Below are 21,117 nucleotides of genomic sequence, written 5' to 3'. Positions count from 1 at the left end.
CTTATTGGTTGACTGCTGTTTTTGTCGCCTTTTTACGGAAGGCTGGAATGACGGTCTGTAACAATTCAATGACTTCATCTCGCGTTAGATAACTGCCTCGATCTCGAACTTTATGCGTGAGCTCTTCTAAAAGTTCAACGTTTATATGGTTTGGTTTAGCGACGAATATCCGACTATGCTTTGTTGACGTAACCCCTTCTTCAGCAGTCAATAACTCTTCAAAGAGCTTTTCACCCGGCCGAATCCCTGTAAACTGAATTTTTATATCAACATCAGGTTCGAAGCCCGAGAGTCGAATCAAGTCTTTTGCTAAATCGACGATTTTAACGGGTTTGCCCATATCCAGAATGAAAATTTCCCCACCCAAGGCCATAGCCCCTGCCTGAATGACTAATTGAGCGGCTTCCGGAATCGTCATGAAATATCTCACCATATCAGGGTGGGTCACAGTAACCGGACCGCCCTGAGCAATTTGTCGCTTAAACGTAGGAATGACACTCCCTCGACTTCCTAGGACGTTTCCGAACCGAACTGCGACAAACTTTGTGTTTGAGCGAAGATCCAAGCTTTGGATGATCATTTCTGCCGTTCGTTTGGTTGCCCCCATGACACTTGTGGGATTGACCGCTTTGTCGGTGGAAATAGAAACAAAGGTTTTCACATTGATTTTATCGGCTGCCTCTGCCAGATTTTGTGTACCGATCACATTATTCTTCATAGCCTCTTCAGGATTTCTTTCCATCAAGGGAACATGCTTGTGGGCTGCAGCATGGAATACGACGCCAGGCTTGTATCTATTAAAAATCAGGAATACCTTCTCCCGATCTTTGATATCTAATATTTCTGTTATATAGTCGATTCCAGGGCGTTCAGCACGCAACTCCTGTTCAATATCAAAAATACTGTTCTCTCCATGTCCTAATAAGACAAGTTTTCCTGGATTAAACCTAGCAATCTGACGGCAAATTTCCGAGCCTATCGAGCCTCCTGCACCTGTGATGAATACTGTCTCTCCTGAGACATAGCCCGCTACTTCCTCTAAATCAACAGAAACAGGGTCACGGCCCAGTAAATCCTCCACTTGCACCTGCCGAATCGGATTGACATTGATATCTCCACTAATAATATCATAGACGCCGGGCATGATTTTGAGCTCGACCCCTAATTTTTCACAAATTTGCACAATTTCACGAACAGATTCGCCTGAAGCTGATGGCATGGCAATAATCACTTCATCGACGTTATGCCCTTTTACGATACGGGCAATATCCTTGCGCGTGCCCAAGACTGGAATTCCAAGTAATTGCAGCTTCTGTTTTGAATGATCATCATCAATAAAAGCAACAGGACGTCCATCCCGATAATTGCGATTTTTTAATTCTCGCGCGGCTAATACCCCGGCATCGCCAGCCCCAACAATAAGTACCTGCTTTTGCGAGCCTGGAACATGTCGTTCAAAAGCATTTTCCTGTAAGATCCGCCATATAAACCTCGAACCACCAATTAAAAAGACCATGGCTAACCACAGAAGCATTGCAGCAGTATGTGGCATCCTAACATAAGAGAGAGTGGCAGCATTAGATAGACCATAAAAATAAACTACCGCCACTGTTCCACCCGTTCCAACGGTCACTGCATAAACAATCGAGAGTAACTCCCCCGTACTTGCGTACTGCCAAAGACGATTATATAGCCCGAAGACGTAGAAAACCGCAAGATATAAAATAGTCGCACCAATGGCTGTGTGATAATAGGTTTGATAATAATCTAAGGGTATGCCTTCTTCGAAGCGCAAATAAAAACTACCGAAAGCTGCTAAGTTGATTAACATAGCATCAATCAGCATTAAGATCATCGTTCGTCTGCGAAATGACAACTAACTCAGCCCCTTCTTGAGTAAACCAGCCAGTAAACTTCAGACGGAGTTAACTCCACTTGAAGTAAGTTTCCTATATCGCTCTAAAGTTTACTACAACTAACTTGGTTTTACAACTAGCAACAGTTCACCAACGCTTGCTGGCAGGCTTTGATTTAGGTTCTACGCGAAGTCTTCTTCTTAGCTTGGTAACCTATCATAAAATAACTATAGGGTAAAAAACTAATCAATCTTACACTTACATAGCTAAATATTAAGGTCATCACTAGCACGATTGGATAGAATATCCAATCGTCATATTGAATATTATGGTTCTTAAGTAGTTTAATCATCGATTGATTAAAAAAGATGTGTATTAAGTATATCCCGAAAGAGTATACCCCTATATTATGTACAAGTTTCGCAAGGACACTCCTTTTCGTTACAAGATCTCGGGCGAGATTATATAAAAACAAAAAGGAAATAACCCTAAAAATTGGATAGATTAATTCCGCCCCTATAAAGAAATAGGCTGGAATAGTATTATAGCGATACCCTGTTGTCAACCCTATAATAATAAAAAAACTAGCTGCGATGGTTAACGCCAAAGATAATGTCAGCAAAAGGGGAGTTAGGCGACTGAATCGACTTTTTAATAAATCATAATGATCGGATATGTAAATCCCAATTCCAAAATAAAAAATATAACCAATAAAGTTAATCTTAATGACCGTCAAGTATGGGGTGTATATACCTACCATATACATCGTCTGGATGATCAACAATAAGGTGACCAACAGTTCTATCTTATCTCTTCGTCTAAAAAAGTCATAAACCTTAATAAGGATCGGATATAAAAGATAAAATTGAATAATTATTAAAAAGAACCAAAGATGATATGATGCATCTGCTTTTAAGATACTTGTGAATAGAAGCTTGAAATTTGAACTGAATGAGTTACTCTGTATAACAGCACCTTTGTTAAATACTGTATATAATACAGAAAATAAGATGTATTGTGGAATAATCGATCGTACCCTCTTTTTATAGAACTCTAGCAAAGAGAAGTCATCACGGTATTTCTTCGCTAAAACAAAGCCTGAGATCAAGATAAATAGGGGCACTGCAAACTGGGAGAAGATATCGATCCATAAATTAAGTATCACTAAAGTATTAAACTGCGGTACTTCCGTAAAATAACCTGTTGTATGGATAGCAATAACGGCTACAACACCAAATCCTCTGAGATAATTAATTTCCTCAATTGTGTGAGTTGTTGTTTGACCACTCCTACCCTTAATCATGTCAATCCACAATTCCCTTCTTCGGAGAACCTTGCCTCGTATTAAGCTTAATATTCCTGAGGGATTCTGTAATAACTACATCTGTCTGATGCTGGAAGATCCGGATTGGGGTGAGGGATCTATGCAGACTACAGTCGGAATTTAACAACTTTAGAGTAACGTACTTATAGAGTTTTTAGTACTTTATCAGTAATTAGTAGTACTTCTTAGCAGGAAATTCGGGAAACTTCGGTCTAAAACCTTCTTCAACCTCTCCGAGCGCTAAAGATTTTCCGTATGGAACATGTTTTGCTATTTTATAAATAAGCAATGGGATAATAATTCCCACTACAAGAAAGCGGATTGGTGTGATCGCGATAAACTGGCGAACAAGATAAACTGACGCTATATGCAAATACATGATTACCATGGCCGCTCTCCCCAGGCGAACTAGGGAGTTCTTGATAAGAGGCCAGCGAGTAAAAATCATACTAATTTTAATCAGTAATAATGTGAAAACCAGAGGCAGGATTAGATTCGTCCCAAAATAATAGTATTGTCGATGCTTCATATCTAACCCATAATCCAGGATCTGATGAGAATAAAGATAAATAAAGCTTAATAGAACCAGAAAGGATAATCCAAAAATTATATTTCGGAGGATAGCTTTCTCCAAAAATTGATATTGCTTAATTAAATGACCTAAGGCATAGAAAACAAGAGCGTATAATCCAACATCTACATTCCAAGGAACAAAACTATTCATCCAATAGCGGGATTCCCCATAGGCCAATAAAAAGCAACCTACTAAAAATATTCCTTTATAGAACACCGAAGGGACCTTTCGGCATAAATAATCGTAAGCTATTTGCACACTAAACAAACATGTTGTGAACCAAAACGTTGCGTAAACACCTTCCAAGAGGCTCCCACCTAATAAAAATGCTTTCCAATGGCCCTGCAAAAAATAGCCTATCGTTTGACCTTTCCATAGGCTTACACCCATCATCGTCAGTGTCAAAAGTGTTAAGTAAAAAAGATAAGGGATTAATAAATGTTGTGCTTTTTTCTTGGCATAAGCAAGCACTGTTTGTTGAGGTTTTAATCGATATAAATATCCACTAACAAAGAAAAACAGTGGCATGTGAAACCAGAACATATAAAAAGCGTTTTTACTTCCTGAATGCCCCCAAACTACTGACAGAATCCCTAGACCTTTTAGGATATCAACCCATTCAATCCGTTCTGATTTCAAATCATTGACGGCACCCACGATCCAATCCCCCTCTTTCCTCTCTGAACCATAGTACCATAGACCATGGTTTTTTACTAAAGGAAACTTGGCTATGGCCATCAAGGTACTCTTATCTCGAACATCCTTGTTCACGCCTTGGACAGCGCATAAGAAAAGACTATCTGTCATTTTATTTTTGACGATAGTCCTTTGCAACTTACTGGATTGTACTCTCACCCGTAATCAACCAGCGGTTATTTTGTTTCACTAGATTAACTCGTACCTGCACGATTTGTTCATGCTCTTCCCCAACTGCTGTGCCATCCGTCAAGTTATAATCCCTTGCCGTGTACCGATAATCGACGCGAAGGGTGGCTGTGTTTTCACCTAAACTTTCCACATCTACTTGATCAAAGTTTATTTCACTGACATCGATTCCAATACTTTGAACTAAATATTCTTCTGCTCGCCGTGCATGTTTTTCAAACAAATCCCCCGTATAAGCTTTAGCTAGCTTTTGTCGGAAGGTGGCCATGTCTGTTGATTTCCAGGCCCCAAAGAAAATTCCAATATTCTGCTTGTAGTCCGTAATGACTTGTTGGGCCAAAAGGGATTCTCCATTATGCGAGCTAGAATTATCATCTTTTTCTGGTTCGTTCAGATTATTTACTACGCTATTTTCAAATGGACCATCCGTTTGGATGCTTTGGATTGGAGGGGTTTGAACTTGATTATTGACCACTCCGGAAACTGTTTGTATTTTATCTTCGCCACGCAGTTTAGAGATAAAAGACGTTGGAGAACTCGAATTCGTGATTAAAGATACACCTACTGTCCCGACCAGTATACCAAGACCTAATGCCAGTGCTCCAAATAAGTAATTCATTTTACGCATAAAGACCAAAATCTCCTTTAACTGGATTTTGTTACTATTTTTTCCAAATTAAAGAGATCTTAGACATGATCTGTTATATTTATCAGGAATTGAGCGGACAGAAAAAAACACAAGGCCTGTCTGATCTAGGCAAGCCTTGTGGATATTTAGTTTTATTCAGCCCTTAACTTCAGCGTTCAACCTTGTAAAACAAGGTCACAGTATACTGAGTTTAGTTGCCTATTCAATTTAATCTCGATATTCCTAAAAGCTTCTATTCTCTTAGCCTATTAATATTTAACAATCCCTCCTAAATTTTCTGATCAGCTTGCAAGCAATTTCCAATGTTTTATTAAAAGAACTTATTCATTAATAATTTTTATGTTAAATTTTAGATTGTTAGTGTCTATGCATTTACCCATTTTCTACTCATAGCCATCTGCACCTTGGAAACATTCAGCATTTTTATTATCGCATAAGCTACTATTACTAAACAATATCTCATTCCTGCTTCAATTGCCTTGTATGTTGCCTGAATTAATTTCGTTTGGTTGCAAATGGCGTCGCTCCGTAGATCTTGGAATTTGCATCATAACGCATAAGCTGGGAATCAAGATCATGAATTCCTTGATGGAATTGTTCAATCCTCGTTTTATCTTTCGAATCGAAGGCGTCAATTCCACTGTTAAGGAGAATATCAAAGTAAGTGGTAAAGGTCACAGCTTTGGCAGCGCTCGCTTCATTCTTGTACTGCTTGTCCAACAATGCTTTGTGGAATACAATGTACTTTTTAATATCTTGTTCATTCATTTGCGGGCCCGCTGCCGGTCCATAGAGATAACCGTCTACATATTGGTGGATGTTCCATGCAGAACCGAAGACTAAAGTTTTAGCATCATTGCTTAAGGCCGTCTCACCGAAGAACATTGCAACCGAAGGTGCCAAATTGATCAGTTTGGTATCCGGTTCGCGATATTTGTTCTTAGATCCGACATCGCCTTGGGGAGGCGCGTTGAGTGTAAGGGGTGCTGTCGGTACTGTAATCGTTTGGGCAACACCCGATGTTGCAGGTGGGGCAGTTCCCTCTGGCAAAACTGTTCCGTTACTGCCATTAGCGCCGTTAACTGCTGGAGTCTGAATGACTACCTGGTCAGTGATAGCGCTTTGTTGTCTGAAAACCTTCCAGACACTGGGACCATAAACCCCAGCAGCAACAACAGCACCCGCTAGAACTAAAGTTCCCGCTAAGGTCACTATCCTCTTTTTGTCGATTGGTATCATTGGTCTCTTCCCTCCTTCATTCATTATTATGGTACGTTAGTATATTACCAATTATTGGGAGAAAAGGTTGTCGTTTTTGCTGTAGTGCGTAGCCCATTTTCCGTTCTCTATTTTCCTGAAAACTAATAGATAGCTCCTCATCGTTTAAATTCGCGAAGATCAGGCAGCATTATCCAGAATAATTTGCACTTTAGGCGAATCTAAAGAACAATTTGTTATGATGAAAAATTCCCTCTCATTGTTAAAAACGCTTAACAATGGGAGGGAATTCTTTACGATGCGGAAAGGGGACACACCTGCTGAAGTTAATAGCTGTTCTTAGGGACAGGAATGTCCCCAACTAAATGTCGAATTTGCGAACCAGGGTTCGTAGGTAGTTCATAAGGTCCTCTGCAAGATATTCTCGGCGCAGCGCATAATCAATCGTTGCTTCCACAAAACCCAATTTGTCACCGACGTCGTACCGTCGGCCTTCAAATTCATAAGCAAGAATTTCCTGATATCGACCAAGCTCCTTAATTCCATCGGTGAGTTGTATCTCCCCACCTTTGCCTGATGGAAGGACACTTAAAATATCAAAAATCTCAGGATTTAAAATATATCGTCCCATAATTGCTAAGTGTGTCTTGGGAGCATCTTCGGAACGTGGTTTCTCAACCATATCCTTGGAACGATAAAGTCGATCCGCAAATTTTTCGCCGTCCACAATCCCATATTTGGAGGTATCCTCGAGTGGAACCTCCTGAACCCCTACGATACTTGCTCCGTAGCGTTCGTATTGGTTCATCATTTGACGCAATGCAGGCACTTTGGAGTGGATAACATCATCTCCCAACAGAACTGCAAACGGTTCATTTCCTATAAATTTCCGAGCGCTATAGATTGCATGGCCCAAACCCAACGCCTCTTTTTGCCTTACGTAATAAATATCCGCCAACTGAGCAATATCCTGTACCAAATCTAAGAGTTCATCTTTGGCGTTTTTTTCTAAATAGGCTTCTAATTCCATTGAGCGGTCGAAATGGTCTTCTATAGCCCGCTTGTTCCGCCCTGTAACAATAACTATATCTTCAATTCCAGATTTAATAGCCTCTTCTACTATGTATTGAATGGTTGGTTTATCAACAATAGGCAGCATCTCTTTCGGTTGAGCCTTTGTTGCTGGCAAAAAACGGGTTCCCAGCCCGGCTGCCGGAATTACTGCTTTTCGAATTTTTCGCATCTTTTAACTCTCCTTTGTTTTAATCAAATTTGTAAGTTCACTTGCCTCTTAATTATATATAACAGTAAGCTAACTAATTCGTATTGCCTCTGTAAATGTTTTCGACATAGGGGTTTAAATCCCTTCCATTTATTGATATAAAATGTAAAATTATTCAAAAACAAAGGTTCTTACTACCTTCCCTCGCTATCCTTAAATAAAATAAAACGCAAGAGCAATATTATCACTTTTGCGTTTTAAATATAGTAATTACTACATTATACCTTATTTTTTTCTTCAGCAGGATTGGCTTTTTCTAAGACTTGGTCAACGACTCCATATTCTTTGGCTTCTTCTGCCGTCATATAATAATCGCGTTCAGTATCTTTTTCAATCTTTTCAATAGGTTGCCCAGTTCTTTCCGCGAGGATTCTATTCATCTTCGCTTTGGTCCGCAGCAATTGCCTAGCGTGAATTTCAATCTCAGTCGCTTGTCCTGAGAGACCATGTCCGCCGATTAATGGCTGATGTATCAAGACTTCCGAGTTGGGAAGCGCGACCCGTTTACCTTTTGCACCGCTCGCCAGCAGGAAAGCACCCATACTCGCCGCCATACCGATGCAAATGGTTCGGACATCTGAACGAATGTGCTGCATAGTGTCATAGATAGCCATACCAGCTGTGATCGAACCTCCAGGGCTGTTGATATAAAGATTTATATCCTTTTCGGGATCTTCTGCTTCAAGGAAGAGCATTTGTGCTACGACAAGATTGGACACATCATCATCGATCCCACCACCGAGGAAAATAATTCTGTCTTTTAATAGACGGGAGTATATATCGTAGGAGCGCTCCCCACGATTCGTTTGTTCTACTACCATTGGGACGAGATAACCCATTCACAATTCCCCCTATTCTCTTTTATTCAGATTACTTCAATTTACTTATTATATTCTTGCCGATTAACTTTATTTTAGTACAAAGGTCAGTTAAGGTCAAATGATTTCTTGAACTTTACGAAAAAACTTGATTTCCAAGAATTCATCCTGAAGTTCTGGAAAAAAATTATCTCTATTTATCTTGATGGTTACTCATTGTTTTTCCTAAATAAATCCTTCCCGTTATTCTTCTTAACCTAATCTAGGATGTGGAATATACTGGTATTAATCATCCACGGAAAGGTGGTCGATGTGACGTGGAGCAATCTAAGAACCAAGTTCCTCTTTATCCATCCCATTATGGACCTTATCCAATAAACCCTAACCTCATTCGGAGGTCTCAACCCCAAATCCCGAAAGCTCGTCACGGTGTCTCTCCCTGCGTACCAATCCTTCCTTTGAGTCAGACACTGGAATTTGGTTATTGGAAACTGTTATCTCCCGCGCTTTTTGGGACAGCCGGCGCGCTTTTTCTAAGCTTGTTTTCTGATGAAAAAAATGATCTTATCGAAGGTTTTGGAGGGACCCTCTTTAAATTCGCTATTGTCGGGTATTCTATTGGTGCTACAGTTGCTGCCTCCTTCGCAATAACTAACGTGTTGAAGAACTCTCGCCCTCCATATGATCATCTATTCCTTCCCATCGGGGGAGCTCTTGTCTCAACCATCTTATTTTTTGCTGCAGATTACTTCCTCCTCTACCGATTTTTCCCGTCCAGTTTTAAAGGGGATGTGGGAGATGACTTTTTGACTCAACTCTTCTCGTTTTGCTATTTTAGTATAACGACTATGGCTACTGGGGACTTAGGTGACATCCTGCCGGCCAATGTAACTGCACGTGCTTTGATCTCCATAGAGATAGGATTTTACCTGTTTACCATGGCTACTGCAATCCAGCTCCTTCTTGTTCAAAAAACTTAGTAGAACTCCTTCAGCTAATACTAGACATCCATAGCGGAGAGGAGCCTACTACCGAAGCAGAGCATGGAACTCTCACTTATGAAGAGAGAGTCTGAGAAGTGGATCAAAGGGGATAGTTCAGAAAAACTATTCCCCTATTACTTAATGATAATGATGGATTTATAATGTATTATGAATAATGAATTCATTCAATTAGCTACTTATAATTGGACAAGAATAGATGTAATATAAAAGGCGAAATAAAAATCTATTAATTACAAAGGGGTAATTTAAAGATGAAGATTTTAGCCGATGTCATGGAACAAGTTGTGAAAAGAAATCTAAACGAAACCGAATTCCACCAAGCAGTAAAAGAAGTCTTAGAATCTATTGATCCAGTTGCTCAGAAACATCCTGAATGGGTAGAGGCAGGAATATTTAGCCGAATAGTTGAGCCAGAAAGGCAAATTATTTTCAGAGTATCCTGGGTTGATGACAGTGGAAAAGTTCAAGTGAACCGTGGGTTCAGAGTACAATTTAATAGCGCTATTGGTCCTTACAAAGGTGGTTTAAGATTCCACCCATCGGTTAACATTGGTATCATTAAGTTCCTTGGGTTTGAACAGATTTTTAAAAATTCGCTGACAGGTCTTCCTATTGGTGGCGCTAAAGGTGGATGTGATTTTGATCCGAAAGGTAAATCAGACGGAGAAATCATGAGATTCTGCCAGAGCTTTATGTTTGAGTTAGCTAAACATATTGGAGCAGATACAGACGTTCCCGCCGGTGACATCGGTGTCGGAGGGCGTGAAATAGGTTATCTTTATGGAATGTACAAAAGACTCCGTAACGAATTCACCGGAGTTCTTACTGGTAAAGGATTAACCTGGGGTGGAAGCTTAGTGCGAACTGAAGCTACCGGTTATGGACTTTGCTATTTTATGGAAGAAGCACTTAATGCTAAAGGCAAATCCTTTAAAGGTGCAACTGTTAGCATTTCTGGATCAGGCAATGTTTCTATTTATGCAGCTGAAAAGGTTGCACATTTAGGCGGAAAAGTTGTAGCAATGAGTGATTCTAATGGTTATATCTTTGATCCTGAAGGTATAAACCTAGATACCGTTAAACAAATCAAAGAAATTGATCGACTCCGAATCAGCAAATATATTGACTCTCACCCAAGTGCAACTTATACCGAGGGGTGTGCTGACATCTGGAGCGTTAAGTGCGATATAGCTCTCCCATGTGCTACACAAAACGAATTAGACGGACAAGCTGCACAGACTTTAATCGCTAATGGCTGCTACGCTGTCGGTGAAGGCGCTAATATGCCGTCTACTCCTGAAGCGGTTGATCTCTTTATTGAGAAAAAAGTAGTCTTTGGTCCTGCTAAAGCCGCTAACGCTGGTGGAGTTGCAACTTCAGCTCTCGAAATGTCTCAAAATAGCATGAGATATTCCTGGTCTTTTGAAGAAGTTGATGCCAAACTTAAAGATATTATGACCAACATTTATAAAAGTGCCAGTGAAGCCGCGAAAGAATACGGTCAAGAAGACAATCTTGTGGTTGGTGCGAATATCGCTGGCTTTGTCAAGGTCGCAACTGCCATGTATTCTCAAGGAATTGCTTATTAAAATTAGGGTTAGTAAGATAAGATATGCTGATAGAGGGCAAGGCACCTTGATTGAATTACCAGGGTGCCTCGTTTTTAACGTAAATGCTAATTTTGCTGACCCACTTATAGAAGTGGGTGTCTTCTTTGAATTGATAAAGAATCCTAATCGTTCAATGCAATAATTATTTGCTAAATTTACCGCTGAATCGACTAAAAAATGCCTTTATTCCTCCACTTTTCTCAGGTGGTACATTTACGTTCAAGGTATCAGATAAATTCCCTACCTGACCTTGTGAATTCAGTCCCTGAAAATTTCCTCCTTGAGGGAATTCAGGTAACTTGATTCCTCGTTTCTGCATAAAGCGTTCGAGTCCTCTCATAGGAAATGGGTTTTGTCCCAAGCTTTGCATAAGGTTTGGGATATTTTGATTCTTAAATAGCTTAGGTCCTCCGATTGACATACTTCATCCACCTCCTTAAATACACAGGCTAAACAATAATAGGCTTCCTAATAATAGGAAGCCTCATCTTTCAGATGTTTTTTAGAAGATAACTCCCAAAGCAATCAAGATTAATATTGCGATTGCAATAATCCCTACACCTACGCCTACACCCGTACCACAAGCAACGGGGGCAACGGGGGCTATACGGCAACCACACCCAGCACCATATCCGTACATATTGTTATACCTCCTTTTAAAATTTGGTTCTTGACATATGCTATAAAAGATTTAGAATACAATTCCCATTGCGATAAGGAGCAAAATTATTACAACTACGGCCGCAATACCAGCGCCAATGCCACCATGAGCTCCGTCAAGTCCGGCTGCTCCGAATGCCATTTTGAATCCCCCTTTCATTCTTTGATACATTATACGTAGTCCAGTTGTTATTGTTCCATAATTGATCATAAATGGAATTATTATACTATAAATAAAAAGTCCGCATGCCCATGGGCAAACGGACTTTTTATCTCGTATTTTTTTACGTTCATTGACAATCTTTGAGATTTATAAATATCAACCTGAAAAGGCATTTTCATTATAACGATTTTTCTCCACTGTCTCCTGTTCTTATAGTGTACGCATTCTCCACAGCAGTTACAAAAATCTTTCCGTCCCCAATCTCGCCAGTTCGTGCTTCTTTAGAAATAGTTTTAATAACCTCTTCTACGAACTGATCTAATACAACGATTTCAATCTTCACCTTGGGAATTAGATGTACGGTATATTCTACACCCCGATAAATCTGAGTATTCCCTTTTTGTTTCCCGCACCCGATTACTTGAGTCACGGTCAAACCATTAACCCCCAGCTTCCCTAAGGCATCTTTCACATTGTCTAGCTTTCCAGGACGGATGATCGCCTCAATTTTCTTCATCATAAATCACTCCTAAGCAATTTGAGTTGACTTGACTCAATTTTCACGAAAAAACACGTTTGACGCGTCTTTACTGTCCAAGAACTCGCCTTATATTCTGGGTGCAAATCTAAGTCCAAGTCGAAACCACCACCGACTTGCACCAAGGCTTGCACTACTTGCATTCGTTTAGACGAATTCAGAGTAAGCAGTTTCACCGTGTAACGATAAATCCAAACCTGTGGATTCCTCTTCCTCATTGACGCGAAGCTTCATGACTAGACCAATCACTTTCAAAATGATAAACGTTGCTGCCACGGTAAAAGCAACCGTAATCCCAACACTCATAGCCTGGATTCCCAAGAGTGATGCATTCCCATAGAACAAACCATCTGCACCGGCAGGATTAATAGTTGTGGTAGCAAAGATCCCGGTAGCCAAGGCTCCCCATGTTCCACCGATTCCATGGCATCCAAAGGCATCTAGGGCATCATCGTATCCGAACTTTGCTTTAATTACGCTGATTGCTAAATAACAAACCGTACCGCCAACCAAACCGATAAATATGGAGGAGAGCGGAGTTACAAATCCTGCCCCCGGGGTTATGGCTACTAATCCGGCCACTGCACCGCTGGCCGCGCCAAGAATGGTAGATTTCCCTCTATGGATACGTTCCACAACTGCCCAGGCAATAGCCGCAGCAGCCGCAGCTGTATTAGTATTTACAAAGGCCATAGCCGCTAAACCGTTCGCACCCAAGGCACTGCCTGCATTAAAAGCAAACCAGCCAAACCATAGGAGTCCTGCTCCTAAAACGGTCATCGGAACGTGATGTGGCGCCATAGATTCTTTACCGAATCCTTTGCGTTTTCCGAGTATTAAGGCCGCTATCAAAGCAGAGTATCCTGAACTAATATGCACCACGTTTCCTCCGGCAAAGTCCAACGCTCCAAGTTCTCTTAGGAAACCACCGACACCCCAGACCCAATGGGCCAAAGGATCGTAAACAAAGGTCGCCCACAACAGCATGAAAGCAATAAAGGCTGGAAAACGCATCCGTTCTGCGATAGAGCCGCTTATTAATGCGGGAGTAATAATTGCAAACATCATTTGGAAGGCCATGAATGAAAGTGCAGGAATGGTGGCCGCGTAATCTGGGTTAGGCTCCATACCAACTCCATTTAACCCCAGCCAGTCTAAGCCGCCAATTAAACCGTGATAGTCTGTTCCAAAGGCCAAAGTATAGCCCACTAAAATCCACTGCAAAGACATGATACCCATAATGATCCAGCTATGCATCAGGGTACTGAGAACGTTCTTTTTACGTACCATACCACCATAAAAAAGTGCTAAACCGGGTGTCATAAGAAGCACCATTGCTGTCGAAATCATAATAAATGCTGTATCTCCGGTATCCATCATCATTCCTCCTCTTTAAAATAAATGGCGCTTTGAGTTACTCCTTAGGAGTATCCTCAAAGCGCCTTTGCTTTGCCTTCAATATTTACTTACCCATGGGTATTCGGTTGTGCACACCTTATGTTTGATATTCTAGCATGAAGAAGGAACGTTTTACAATACTATTCTTTCATGAATCCTGTATACTCGGTCAGAGGTCGGATGTCAGAAGCCGGAAAATAAACCGAAGTTAAAAGTCTGAACAGAAAGTCGCTATCGGAGAATCTCAAACCAAACGTGCATCGAGATACGATATTCGACTCAGCTTTCATTGTCATTGGATCATGTACATTAAATCACTCAAGATAGGATCATAGATGAACTTCAAGAATAAAAATAAGATGAGCCCCACGACTCCACCGATCATTGAGCCATTAATCCTAATCCATTGCAGATCGTTACCTGCCTTGTCTTCTATAAATTGATTAAGATCCTGATCAGTGTAGGTTGCTAAGGTCTCTCTGACAATATTTCCGATCAAGTCATGTTCATTCTTAATCACTCTACATAAAGTGTCCGCAATGAAGGCGTTGATCGTTTTCTGAAGCGCCACGTTTTCCTGGACGTTTACCCAATGCTGATTAATAAATGGGTGCAGTGCACGATGCAGCGCGCTCGGCTCGGATGCTTCGAATATCGCCTTTATGACTGATTCTAAGAATCTCTCCAACAAAGCCCCTGCCAAGACGTCCTCTTTCCACTGCTCAATTTGTGTCTTAAACTCAATATCTCGCTCTAATTCGGCTATTTTATCTACGAAGGTATCCTTTAAGCTGATACGCAGTGGATGCTTAGGGTCTTTCAAATTGCGTAAGGTTAATAGCAATTCTATTTGTAATGCTTCGGCCGCTTCCTCAAGATTCAAACCATCTGACATTTCAATAAAGCCCAACATTGTTCGAAATATCGCTCCACCGTTCACTACTTTTTCTTCTTTAATTCCCTCAAGGTAACGGATAATAACTTGCCGGGTTTCCCCTTCTGAAGCTTTATCCCATAATCCTTCCGTTAAGCGATCAATCCCTCGATCGACATAACCTTGATCTAACGCCCACTCGTTTATATCTTGAATCTTCGAAGCTAAGTTCCAGGTCTTCGCATACTCACGAAGAAACTCAGCTAGTTTATGGGCAAGATGCTTTGTATTCTGTTTTTCCACATAGCTCCGGATATAAAACGTTAACTTTTCTGTAAGATAATTGGACCCGCCTTCCTTTTCGACGTACTTAAGAAGTGTTTCGATAAAGGGAATTCCTTCAATTTTCTTACGGATCATCTCCATACTTAAAAGTTCTTTTTGCACCATGGAGGCGACCGCTTCAATTACCTTTTCTCTATTTCTCGAGATCAGAGCCGTGTGGTAACCCCAACCAAGCGGTTTTCTGAAAATCGCTGTGACCGCAAACCAATCGGCAATCCCACCTACTAAAGCCGCTTCCGAAACGAAAAAGATCAGACTAACTCCGAAACTATTGGGGTAATAGTATTCTAAGACCGCGGCTCCTACAAAAAACAAAAAAACTGCCGCTAAGGTGATATTTGCTTTTTTATGATAATTCATGAGCGAAACACCATCCCAAGCACATAAATTAACATTCCAACCAAACCGCCGACTACCGACCCATTGATTCGAATCATTTGCAAATCATTACCGGCTTTTTCCTCAATCAGCTTGACGAGTTTGTCATCCGTCAAAGGGTCTAGACCTTCACGAACAAGGCGCCCGATCGCATGATGGTGAAATCCTATCTGGATCTCGATAATTTGTTTAACCCGTTCATCTACTTTGATCCTAAGTTCTTTATTCTGCTCAAATTTCCCTAAATAACAATCCCAATTGTCCCCTAACTCATTTAGAAAACGCCTAAGTATGGAGTGGGTCAAGGATGAATTGGGAGTGCTTGTCCCTGTCTTATTTAATACTTTATAAATTATGCGGTTTATATCGTTTTGTAACGATGGCTTTGTCTTAAGTTCTAACACAAAGCTCTGTAAGAAAGCCTTCAGCCAAGACTCAACATTGCCATCCTGTAATAATAGTTTAACTTTATCCTGAAGACCTTGCGCCAAAACATAGGGTGAGGGGAGGAACTTTCCAACCATTTTTCGTGCAGGATTATCTTCACCATACCTTGCTAAAGCTGCTTCAATCATAGTTATTAGAGCAACCTTTATCACAGGTTGATCCAAATACTGATCGATCGTCTGGCAAATGATCTTTAATACCTGATCGACATCGCTATGTTCCAGAGAAAATTCGAGGACTTCCGCTAGAGTCTGGGCAAGTTTCAAACTACTTAGGTTTTCTTGGAGCAAGCCTTGAAATTTAGGATTACTTGCTTCTGTCTCAGGTTGGTTGGTTAAGTCCTTCTCAAGATTAGCGAGAAGATGATAGATGGTCTTTCGAACGTCTGGCTCTGCGATGATTCGAATCAACACCTCTGAAAAATCCCAGACGGATAGTTTACGCCGGAGTACGTCTTTTGAAAGTAATTCATGCTGTACCATATCTGCCAAGGCTGTAAAAATCCGTTCTCGGTTCTGGGGAATAATCTCCGTACGCACTACTTTACCTGGTCGAATTCCTAGCGGACGTCGAAAAAGGGCCGTCACTGCAAACCAGTCAGCTAGCCCTCCGATCATCCCAGCACTACATCCACTTGAGATGAGCCCTCCGATGAAACTGCCATGGAACGGATAACTTACCAAAAACCCTAGAGTTATTCCTCCCAGTGTGAGATTGGCACTCTGGGTGTTATTTCTTTTCGTCATTATTCTTCACCTGCGCTAAAAGTTATTGAATGCAAGTTGTGCAAGTTGGGGACGGTTCCCTGCCTTATCGCTTACTTAACCTACTTCCTCCTTATTTTAGTCTATTTTTCATTCTTGTACCAGTGTCTTAGTGGTTAAGCTTATCTTACTTCCTGCTGCCAGTACTATAAAAACAGCATCAATGCCGCACCTGCAATATACGGTAAACTCATGCCGATTACGAATAAGGCTCCTCCGGTCACTGGTCCTATGATCCTGCCAAGGCTTGCAAACGTAAACCCCATTTCTTTGGGACCAAACCCTACTTTTAGCCGCTGTCAGCCTTTTACTTCTTATCTGAGCTAGCTAAATCGTCCAGCACAAGGTTTAACTGTTCCAGAACCTTATTCAGTTCCGCAACTTGAGGGATTTCCAGCTTCTTAAATATGCGGGCAAGCTTAGTCTTTCTTTCCTCTTCAAAGGCCTTTAAGGGTTCAATACCTTGAGGGGAAAGTTGAATTATTACCACTCGGCGATCTTCTTCGCTTCGCGTTCGCGTGATAAGACCTAACTTATATAGACGATCTACAAAGCCGGTTACTGCCCCCAAAGTAATCCCGAATTGTTGGGCAATATCAGACGGAGTACAAGTAACGCAACGTTCTAGATACTTTAAGAACATCATCTGATGCATAGATAAGTCACTGGTTTCAGGCATCAAATAATATTGATACTTTTTCCAAACTGCCCTAAACAATTGGTCTGTTTCTTCCATAAGGGCAGCTTCTTTTTCCTTGGTCATGGGTATGTCACTCCTTTACATTGGGAGAATTGTGTTAGTCTCTATTAATCGCCTTATTATAATTTCCGTAAATAGTTTATGTCAATTAGTATCTATCTATCCTCTTCTTTGATTCACTTAGTCCTTACAAATATGCGCAAAAAGACTCAGGCTCGTATAAACATATGCCTGAGTCTTTTGCCTTCATGATTAGTGATTCCGTATGCTTCATTGGCGGTTATTCGTAGATTTTCTCCTCCGTCAAATGTGCGTTTAGGGCATCCTCTTCAATTGATCGGTGGTTGGCCATCTGGGTTTTTAACTCCTTATAATATTCATGCTGAATGATCAGATCCATGACTTCGTTCGTACCCGTCCAAATCATGATCAAACGTGTATCTCGCAAGAGCCTTTCTACAGGATAGACATTAGTATAGCCGATCCCCCCCATGATCTGCATGGCATCGTTGACCACAGCCCAAGCCGAATTAGTAGCAAATTTCTTAGCTTCAGAGACTAAACGTCTGCCCTGAGCTGCTGGTATGCCTGAGTCAATGGCTCGAGCGGCCGCATAAACCAAGGCTCTTGCGGCATCTAAGCGAGTGATGGAGTCAGCAACCTTAAAACTAACTCCTTGAAAATCCTTGATGGTATGATTAAAAGCCTTACGTTTGGTACTGTATACTGCCGCTACTTCCAAGGCTGCCCGAGCCATACCTAAGGCTCCAGCTGCACTAGTCAGTCTTTCCGGGATCATCATCTGATAGAAAATTTCTGTTGCTCCATTTTCTTGGCCTAAGAGATTTTTGCTCGGAATTCGCACATCCTTGAAAACAACTCTTCCTGCGCCACCACCGCGGGTGCCCATCAGTCCGTAAACATGCCCGACCTCAACGCCTGGACCCCTATCAACGATAAAGGCACTCATGCTTTCATGAGATTTGCCTTCCGGATTAGTCTTGGCATACACCATGAAATAATCAGCACCCTCAGCACCGACCACAAAACGCTTTTGACCGTTCAGGATATAATCCTCTCCATCTCGTACCGCTACTGTGGTTGCGCCAAAGAAATCTGAACCGCCCCGGGGTTCGGTCAATGCTTCAGCTGTGAAGAGTTTCCCTTCTAAGGTGAGTTTTAGATAACGCTGTTTTAAGTCTTCCGAACCAAAACGAGCGAGCGCTTCCCCAACAATGGAAGGTAGCGAGTAAAGGCAGGCCAGACTAGTACCTAAGACCCCGATCTCCTCCAAGACCCCTATTTCGTCAACCCAGTTTAGCCCTCGCCCACCATACTGTGGGTCAAAACGCAAACCTAAAAGGTTTGCATCCCCAAGATCTTTAATGTATTCGCCAGGATAAACTACTTTCTCGGCATCCATATCTAGGATTAATTGCTTGGGTACTTTGTCTTTTACGAAGGCGATCGCTTCTTTCTGAAGTTCCTTTTGGGCATCTGTCAAAAGAAAATCGAACATCTTCCTCTCCTCCTCGTTTATGGTAATTCTTTATCCAATGGTTGTCTAACTATCGTTGCTAGGGTCACCTTCTTTAGATTGATGTTCCTCATTGCGTTTCCGCAATAACTCCGTAAACTGCTGATGATAGTCCAGTAACTCCTCTTTCAAAAGGATGAGTTCTTGGATCTTTTCTTCCAGCTCCCTTAGACGTTTTTCCCCGTAGGCTACTGTTCGTTCCAGTTGGAGACCTTCTGTGCGATCAATATCGTAGAGATCAAGCATTTCTTTAATTTCGGCCAGAGAAAACCCCAATCTTTTACCCCGCAGAATTAACGTCAAGCGAGCTCTCTCACGTGGACCATATAATCTCTGGCTCATTTTCTCGTGGTGTAATGGGGTTAGCAAGCCCATTTCCTCATAATAACGAATCGTCCTCGTTGTAATGAGCAATTCTTGAGCTAAATTCGAAATACTTACGAGGGGCTGTTCCGCAACCAAAAATGCACTTCCTTTCTGAATACGATTATTTTCTATTATAAATATTCTGACACCAGTTAACGTAAACGTCAAGTAATATTTCTTGGTCGAATAGATTTTTTATACTTAAATTTTAAAACAATGGGAACAATGAACATTATGCTCATAAGAAAGGAGGATTTCTACGTTATGTGTGACAACACTTTGATTGATGATCACTATCCCCGATTGGATGACTATATCGACAGCCTCCCTTACAAAAAGGAAAACTTAATTGGAATCCTGCATCATGCTCAAGGACTTTTCGGATACCTGCCCGATAAGTTACAGTGGCATATCGCCCAAAAACTTGACATCCCTTCTGCTAAGGTCTACGGGGTTGTGAGTTTCTACTCCTTTTTCACCATGAAACCTCGGGGGAAACACGTAATCAACATTTGCATGGGCACCGCCTGTTTTGTGCGAGGGGCTGAGAAACTACAGGCAGAACTTGAAAAACAGCTGGGGATTAAAACTGGAGAGACCACGCAAGATAATCTCTTTTCATTAGATTCTCTGCGCTGTATTGGAGCATGTGGCCTTGCCCCAGTTATGATGATCGATGGAAAGGTCTATGGACGCCTTCATGACCCGGAGGAGATTAAACGAGTCCTAGATGGGTACCGACCCAGTTCGATGCACGAAGCACGAGGCACGATGTACGATGCGTAGGGATCAATAATTGGGTCTCGGGCTTCGGGCTTCGACTTCGGACTTCGGACTTCGGGCCTCGGACTTCGGGCTTCGGACCTCGGACTTCGGGCCTCGGACTTCGGGCTTCGGACCTCGGACTTCGGGCCTCGGACTTCAAACCTCGACTAAAAGAAAGGAAATTACATTATGAAACTCCAAGCCATCGATGCGCTGCATACTCTAAAAGAGCAAAACCGTGCTCTTCTTGAAACACGACGCGTTACTAACCCTGTCACAACCAAGAACGCCCAAGGCCTGAAGAGGCACGTTTTGGTCTGTGGGGGACCTGGTTGTCACTCTTCAGGCAGTCCAAGTATCGCCAAACTTCTCGAAGAAAAATTGACCGAGGGAGGGTTATCTGAGCAGGTCAAAATTTTTCAACCCGGTTGTTTTGGTTTTTGCGAAAAAGGCCCCTTAATCGAGATACACCCTGACAACACAACTTATTGTGATGTTTCCGCAGACGATGTAGCAACCATTGTCGATGAACATTTTCTGCAAGGAAACCAGGTAGAACGCCTTCTCTTTGTGGATCCGAACACCAAGAAGCGTTTTGCTACTAATCTCCCCTTTTATGATGGCCAACTGAAAATTGCCCTCCGCAACGTGGGCTACCTTGCTCCTGAAGACATTCTTGAATATATCGCCGCAGACGGCTATCACGCCTTGGCTAAAGTTCTAGCCATGAATCCTACCTCAGTCATTGAAGAGATTAAAAAGAGCGGTCTACGCGGACGAGGCGGTGGCGGGTTTCCCACCGGCCTAAAGTGGGAATTCACACGTAAAAGTGAGGCCGAACGACGATATATTATTTGTAATGCCGATGAAGGGGATCCGGGCGCCTTTATGGACCGCTCAATCTTGGAAGGAGACCCTCATAGCGTGTTAGAAGGTATGCTCATCGCGGGCTCCGCGATTGG

20 protein-coding genes are annotated in these 21,117 nt (G+C 41.8%); 4 read left to right on the top strand and 16 right to left on the bottom strand.

Annotated features, from left to right (window positions below):
• Nucleotide 1: 1 nt before the first annotated feature.
• The 7 genes from JL57_RS30525 to clpP form a co-directional block, all read right to left on the bottom strand.
• Entirely contained in the window at nucleotides 2–1,876 is a 1,875-nt protein-coding gene (locus tag JL57_RS30525) for a nucleoside-diphosphate sugar epimerase/dehydratase (protein WP_291300789.1), read from the bottom strand.
• 155 nt (nucleotides 1,877–2,031) lie between these two features.
• Nucleotides 2,032–3,159 (bottom strand): acyltransferase, encoded by a 1,128-nt coding sequence (locus JL57_RS30520; RefSeq protein WP_034145634.1) that lies wholly within the window; start codon nucleotides 3,157–3,159, stop codon nucleotides 2,032–2,034.
• A gap of 193 nt (nucleotides 3,160–3,352) precedes the next feature.
• Nucleotides 3,353–4,609: an acyltransferase family protein gene (locus JL57_RS30515; protein WP_291300788.1), complete on the bottom strand. Its 1,257-nt coding sequence runs from the start codon at nucleotides 4,607–4,609 to the stop codon at nucleotides 3,353–3,355.
• Complete coding sequence (locus tag JL57_RS30510) at nucleotides 4,590–5,267, bottom strand: hypothetical protein (RefSeq protein ID WP_034145633.1); 678 nt, start codon at nucleotides 5,265–5,267, stop codon at nucleotides 4,590–4,592. Before JL57_RS30510 ends, JL57_RS30515 begins: the two co-directional genes overlap by 20 nt.
• 516 nt (nucleotides 5,268–5,783) lie before the next feature.
• On the bottom strand, nucleotides 5,784–6,527 hold the full coding sequence (locus tag JL57_RS30505; protein WP_034145632.1) for a hypothetical protein: 744 nt from the start codon (nucleotides 6,525–6,527) through the stop codon (nucleotides 5,784–5,786).
• 340 nt (nucleotides 6,528–6,867) lie between these two features.
• Nucleotides 6,868–7,749, bottom strand: coding sequence for a UTP--glucose-1-phosphate uridylyltransferase GalU (galU, locus tag JL57_RS30500; RefSeq protein WP_034145631.1), 882 nt, complete (start codon nucleotides 7,747–7,749; stop codon nucleotides 6,868–6,870).
• Between the two features lie 257 nt (nucleotides 7,750–8,006).
• Nucleotides 8,007–8,627 carry an ATP-dependent Clp endopeptidase proteolytic subunit ClpP gene (clpP, locus tag JL57_RS30495; RefSeq protein ID WP_034145630.1) on the bottom strand — a complete coding sequence of 207 codons (621 nt, stop codon included), beginning with the start codon at nucleotides 8,625–8,627 and terminating at the stop codon, nucleotides 8,007–8,009.
• 296 nt (nucleotides 8,628–8,923) lie between these two features.
• On the opposite strand from clpP, the gene JL57_RS30490 reads away from it, so the two are divergent.
• Both JL57_RS30490 and gdhA read left to right on the top strand, forming a co-directional pair.
• Complete coding sequence (locus JL57_RS30490; RefSeq protein WP_034145629.1) at nucleotides 8,924–9,586, top strand: hypothetical protein; 663 nt, start codon at nucleotides 8,924–8,926, stop codon at nucleotides 9,584–9,586.
• Between the two features lie 275 nt (nucleotides 9,587–9,861).
• Complete coding sequence (gene gdhA, locus JL57_RS30485) at nucleotides 9,862–11,199, top strand: NADP-specific glutamate dehydrogenase (RefSeq protein ID WP_034145628.1); 1,338 nt, start codon at nucleotides 9,862–9,864, stop codon at nucleotides 11,197–11,199.
• A gap of 163 nt (nucleotides 11,200–11,362) precedes the next feature.
• Here the strand turns inward: gdhA and JL57_RS30480 are convergent, their stop codons facing one another.
• The 9 genes from JL57_RS30480 to JL57_RS30440 all read right to left on the bottom strand — a co-directional run bounded on the left by JL57_RS30480 (nucleotide 11,363) and on the right by JL57_RS30440 (nucleotide 19,486).
• Complete coding sequence (locus JL57_RS30480) at nucleotides 11,363–11,641, bottom strand: hypothetical protein (RefSeq protein ID WP_034145627.1); 279 nt, start codon at nucleotides 11,639–11,641, stop codon at nucleotides 11,363–11,365.
• Nucleotides 11,642–11,722: 81 nt separating this feature from the next.
• Nucleotides 11,723–11,860 carry a hypothetical protein gene (locus tag JL57_RS35990; RefSeq protein ID WP_291300787.1) on the bottom strand — a complete coding sequence of 46 codons (138 nt, stop codon included), beginning with the start codon at nucleotides 11,858–11,860 and terminating at the stop codon, nucleotides 11,723–11,725.
• A 361-nt stretch (nucleotides 11,861–12,221) separates the two neighbouring features.
• The gene (locus tag JL57_RS30470; protein ID WP_034145626.1) at nucleotides 12,222–12,560 is read right to left on the bottom strand and encodes a P-II family nitrogen regulator; all 339 of its coding nucleotides are present in this window, start codon (nucleotides 12,558–12,560) and stop codon (nucleotides 12,222–12,224) included.
• 168 nt (nucleotides 12,561–12,728) lie between these two features.
• Entirely contained in the window at nucleotides 12,729–13,958 is a 1,230-nt protein-coding gene (locus JL57_RS30465) for an ammonium transporter (protein WP_034145625.1), read from the bottom strand.
• Between the two features lie 313 nt (nucleotides 13,959–14,271).
• Nucleotides 14,272–15,558 carry a DUF445 domain-containing protein gene (locus JL57_RS30460; protein WP_034145624.1) on the bottom strand — a complete coding sequence of 429 codons (1,287 nt, stop codon included), beginning with the start codon at nucleotides 15,556–15,558 and terminating at the stop codon, nucleotides 14,272–14,274.
• Complete coding sequence (locus JL57_RS30455) at nucleotides 15,555–16,769, bottom strand: DUF445 domain-containing protein (protein WP_034145623.1); 1,215 nt, start codon at nucleotides 16,767–16,769, stop codon at nucleotides 15,555–15,557. The genes JL57_RS30460 and JL57_RS30455 overlap by 4 nt, the downstream gene beginning before the upstream one ends.
• 325 nt (nucleotides 16,770–17,094) lie before the next feature.
• The gene (locus JL57_RS30450; protein WP_034145622.1) at nucleotides 17,095–17,550 is read right to left on the bottom strand and encodes a MarR family winged helix-turn-helix transcriptional regulator; all 456 of its coding nucleotides are present in this window, start codon (nucleotides 17,548–17,550) and stop codon (nucleotides 17,095–17,097) included.
• Nucleotides 17,551–17,767: 217 nt separating this feature from the next.
• The gene (locus tag JL57_RS30445; protein ID WP_034145621.1) at nucleotides 17,768–19,006 is read right to left on the bottom strand and encodes an acyl-CoA dehydrogenase family protein; all 1,239 of its coding nucleotides are present in this window, start codon (nucleotides 19,004–19,006) and stop codon (nucleotides 17,768–17,770) included.
• A gap of 45 nt (nucleotides 19,007–19,051) precedes the next feature.
• Nucleotides 19,052–19,486: a MerR family DNA-binding transcriptional regulator gene (locus JL57_RS30440; protein ID WP_034145620.1), complete on the bottom strand. Its 435-nt coding sequence runs from the start codon at nucleotides 19,484–19,486 to the stop codon at nucleotides 19,052–19,054.
• A gap of 168 nt (nucleotides 19,487–19,654) precedes the next feature.
• On the opposite strand from JL57_RS30440, the gene JL57_RS30435 reads away from it, so the two are divergent.
• A complete protein-coding gene (locus JL57_RS30435; protein ID WP_034145619.1) occupies nucleotides 19,655–20,176 on the top strand; it encodes an NAD(P)H-dependent oxidoreductase subunit E in 522 nt (173 codons plus the stop codon).
• Between the two features lie 168 nt (nucleotides 20,177–20,344).
• Nucleotides 20,345–21,117, top strand: a 773-nt coding sequence (locus JL57_RS30430) for an NAD(P)H-dependent oxidoreductase subunit E (protein WP_034145618.1), incomplete at its 3' end; no start/stop codon positions are given.

This window comes from Desulfosporosinus sp. BICA1-9 (assembly GCF_000802135.1).
The sequence above is the reverse complement of the archived record's forward strand: the minus strand, read 5'-3'. Positions and strand labels throughout refer to the sequence as shown.

Bases quoted from the DNA above. Each gene is read 5' to 3' on its own strand.
- JL57_RS30435 (WP_034145619.1), top strand. From the start codon at position 19,655: ATGTGTGACAACACTTTGATTGATGATCACTATCCCCGATTGGATGAC.
- JL57_RS30460 (WP_034145624.1), bottom strand. From the start codon at position 15,558: ATGAATTATCATAAAAAAGCAAATATCACCTTAGCGGCAGTTTTTTTG.
- JL57_RS30445 (WP_034145621.1), bottom strand. From the start codon at position 19,006: ATGTTCGATTTTCTTTTGACAGATGCCCAAAAGGAACTTCAGAAAGAA.
- JL57_RS30450 (WP_034145622.1), bottom strand. From the start codon at position 17,550: ATGACCAAGGAAAAAGAAGCTGCCCTTATGGAAGAAACAGACCAATTG.
- JL57_RS30455 (WP_034145623.1), bottom strand. From the start codon at position 16,769: ATGACGAAAAGAAATAACACCCAGAGTGCCAATCTCACACTGGGAGGA.
- JL57_RS30510 (WP_034145633.1), bottom strand. From the start codon at position 5,267: ATGCGTAAAATGAATTACTTATTTGGAGCACTGGCATTAGGTCTTGGT.
- JL57_RS35990 (WP_291300787.1), bottom strand. From the start codon at position 11,860: ATGTACGGATATGGTGCTGGGTGTGGTTGCCGTATAGCCCCCGTTGCC.
- clpP (WP_034145630.1), bottom strand. From the start codon at position 8,627: ATGGGTTATCTCGTCCCAATGGTAGTAGAACAAACGAATCGTGGGGAG.
- JL57_RS30505 (WP_034145632.1), bottom strand. From the start codon at position 6,527: ATGATACCAATCGACAAAAAGAGGATAGTGACCTTAGCGGGAACTTTA.
- JL57_RS30470 (WP_034145626.1), bottom strand. From the start codon at position 12,560: ATGAAGAAAATTGAGGCGATCATCCGTCCTGGAAAGCTAGACAATGTG.
- JL57_RS30520 (WP_034145634.1), bottom strand. From the start codon at position 3,159: ATGATTAAGGGTAGGAGTGGTCAAACAACAACTCACACAATTGAGGAA.
- JL57_RS30465 (WP_034145625.1), bottom strand. From the start codon at position 13,958: ATGGATACCGGAGATACAGCATTTATTATGATTTCGACAGCAATGGTG.
- gdhA (WP_034145628.1), top strand. From the start codon at position 9,862: ATGAAGATTTTAGCCGATGTCATGGAACAAGTTGTGAAAAGAAATCTA.
- JL57_RS30480 (WP_034145627.1), bottom strand. From the start codon at position 11,641: ATGTCAATCGGAGGACCTAAGCTATTTAAGAATCAAAATATCCCAAAC.
- galU (WP_034145631.1), bottom strand. From the start codon at position 7,749: ATGCGAAAAATTCGAAAAGCAGTAATTCCGGCAGCCGGGCTGGGAACC.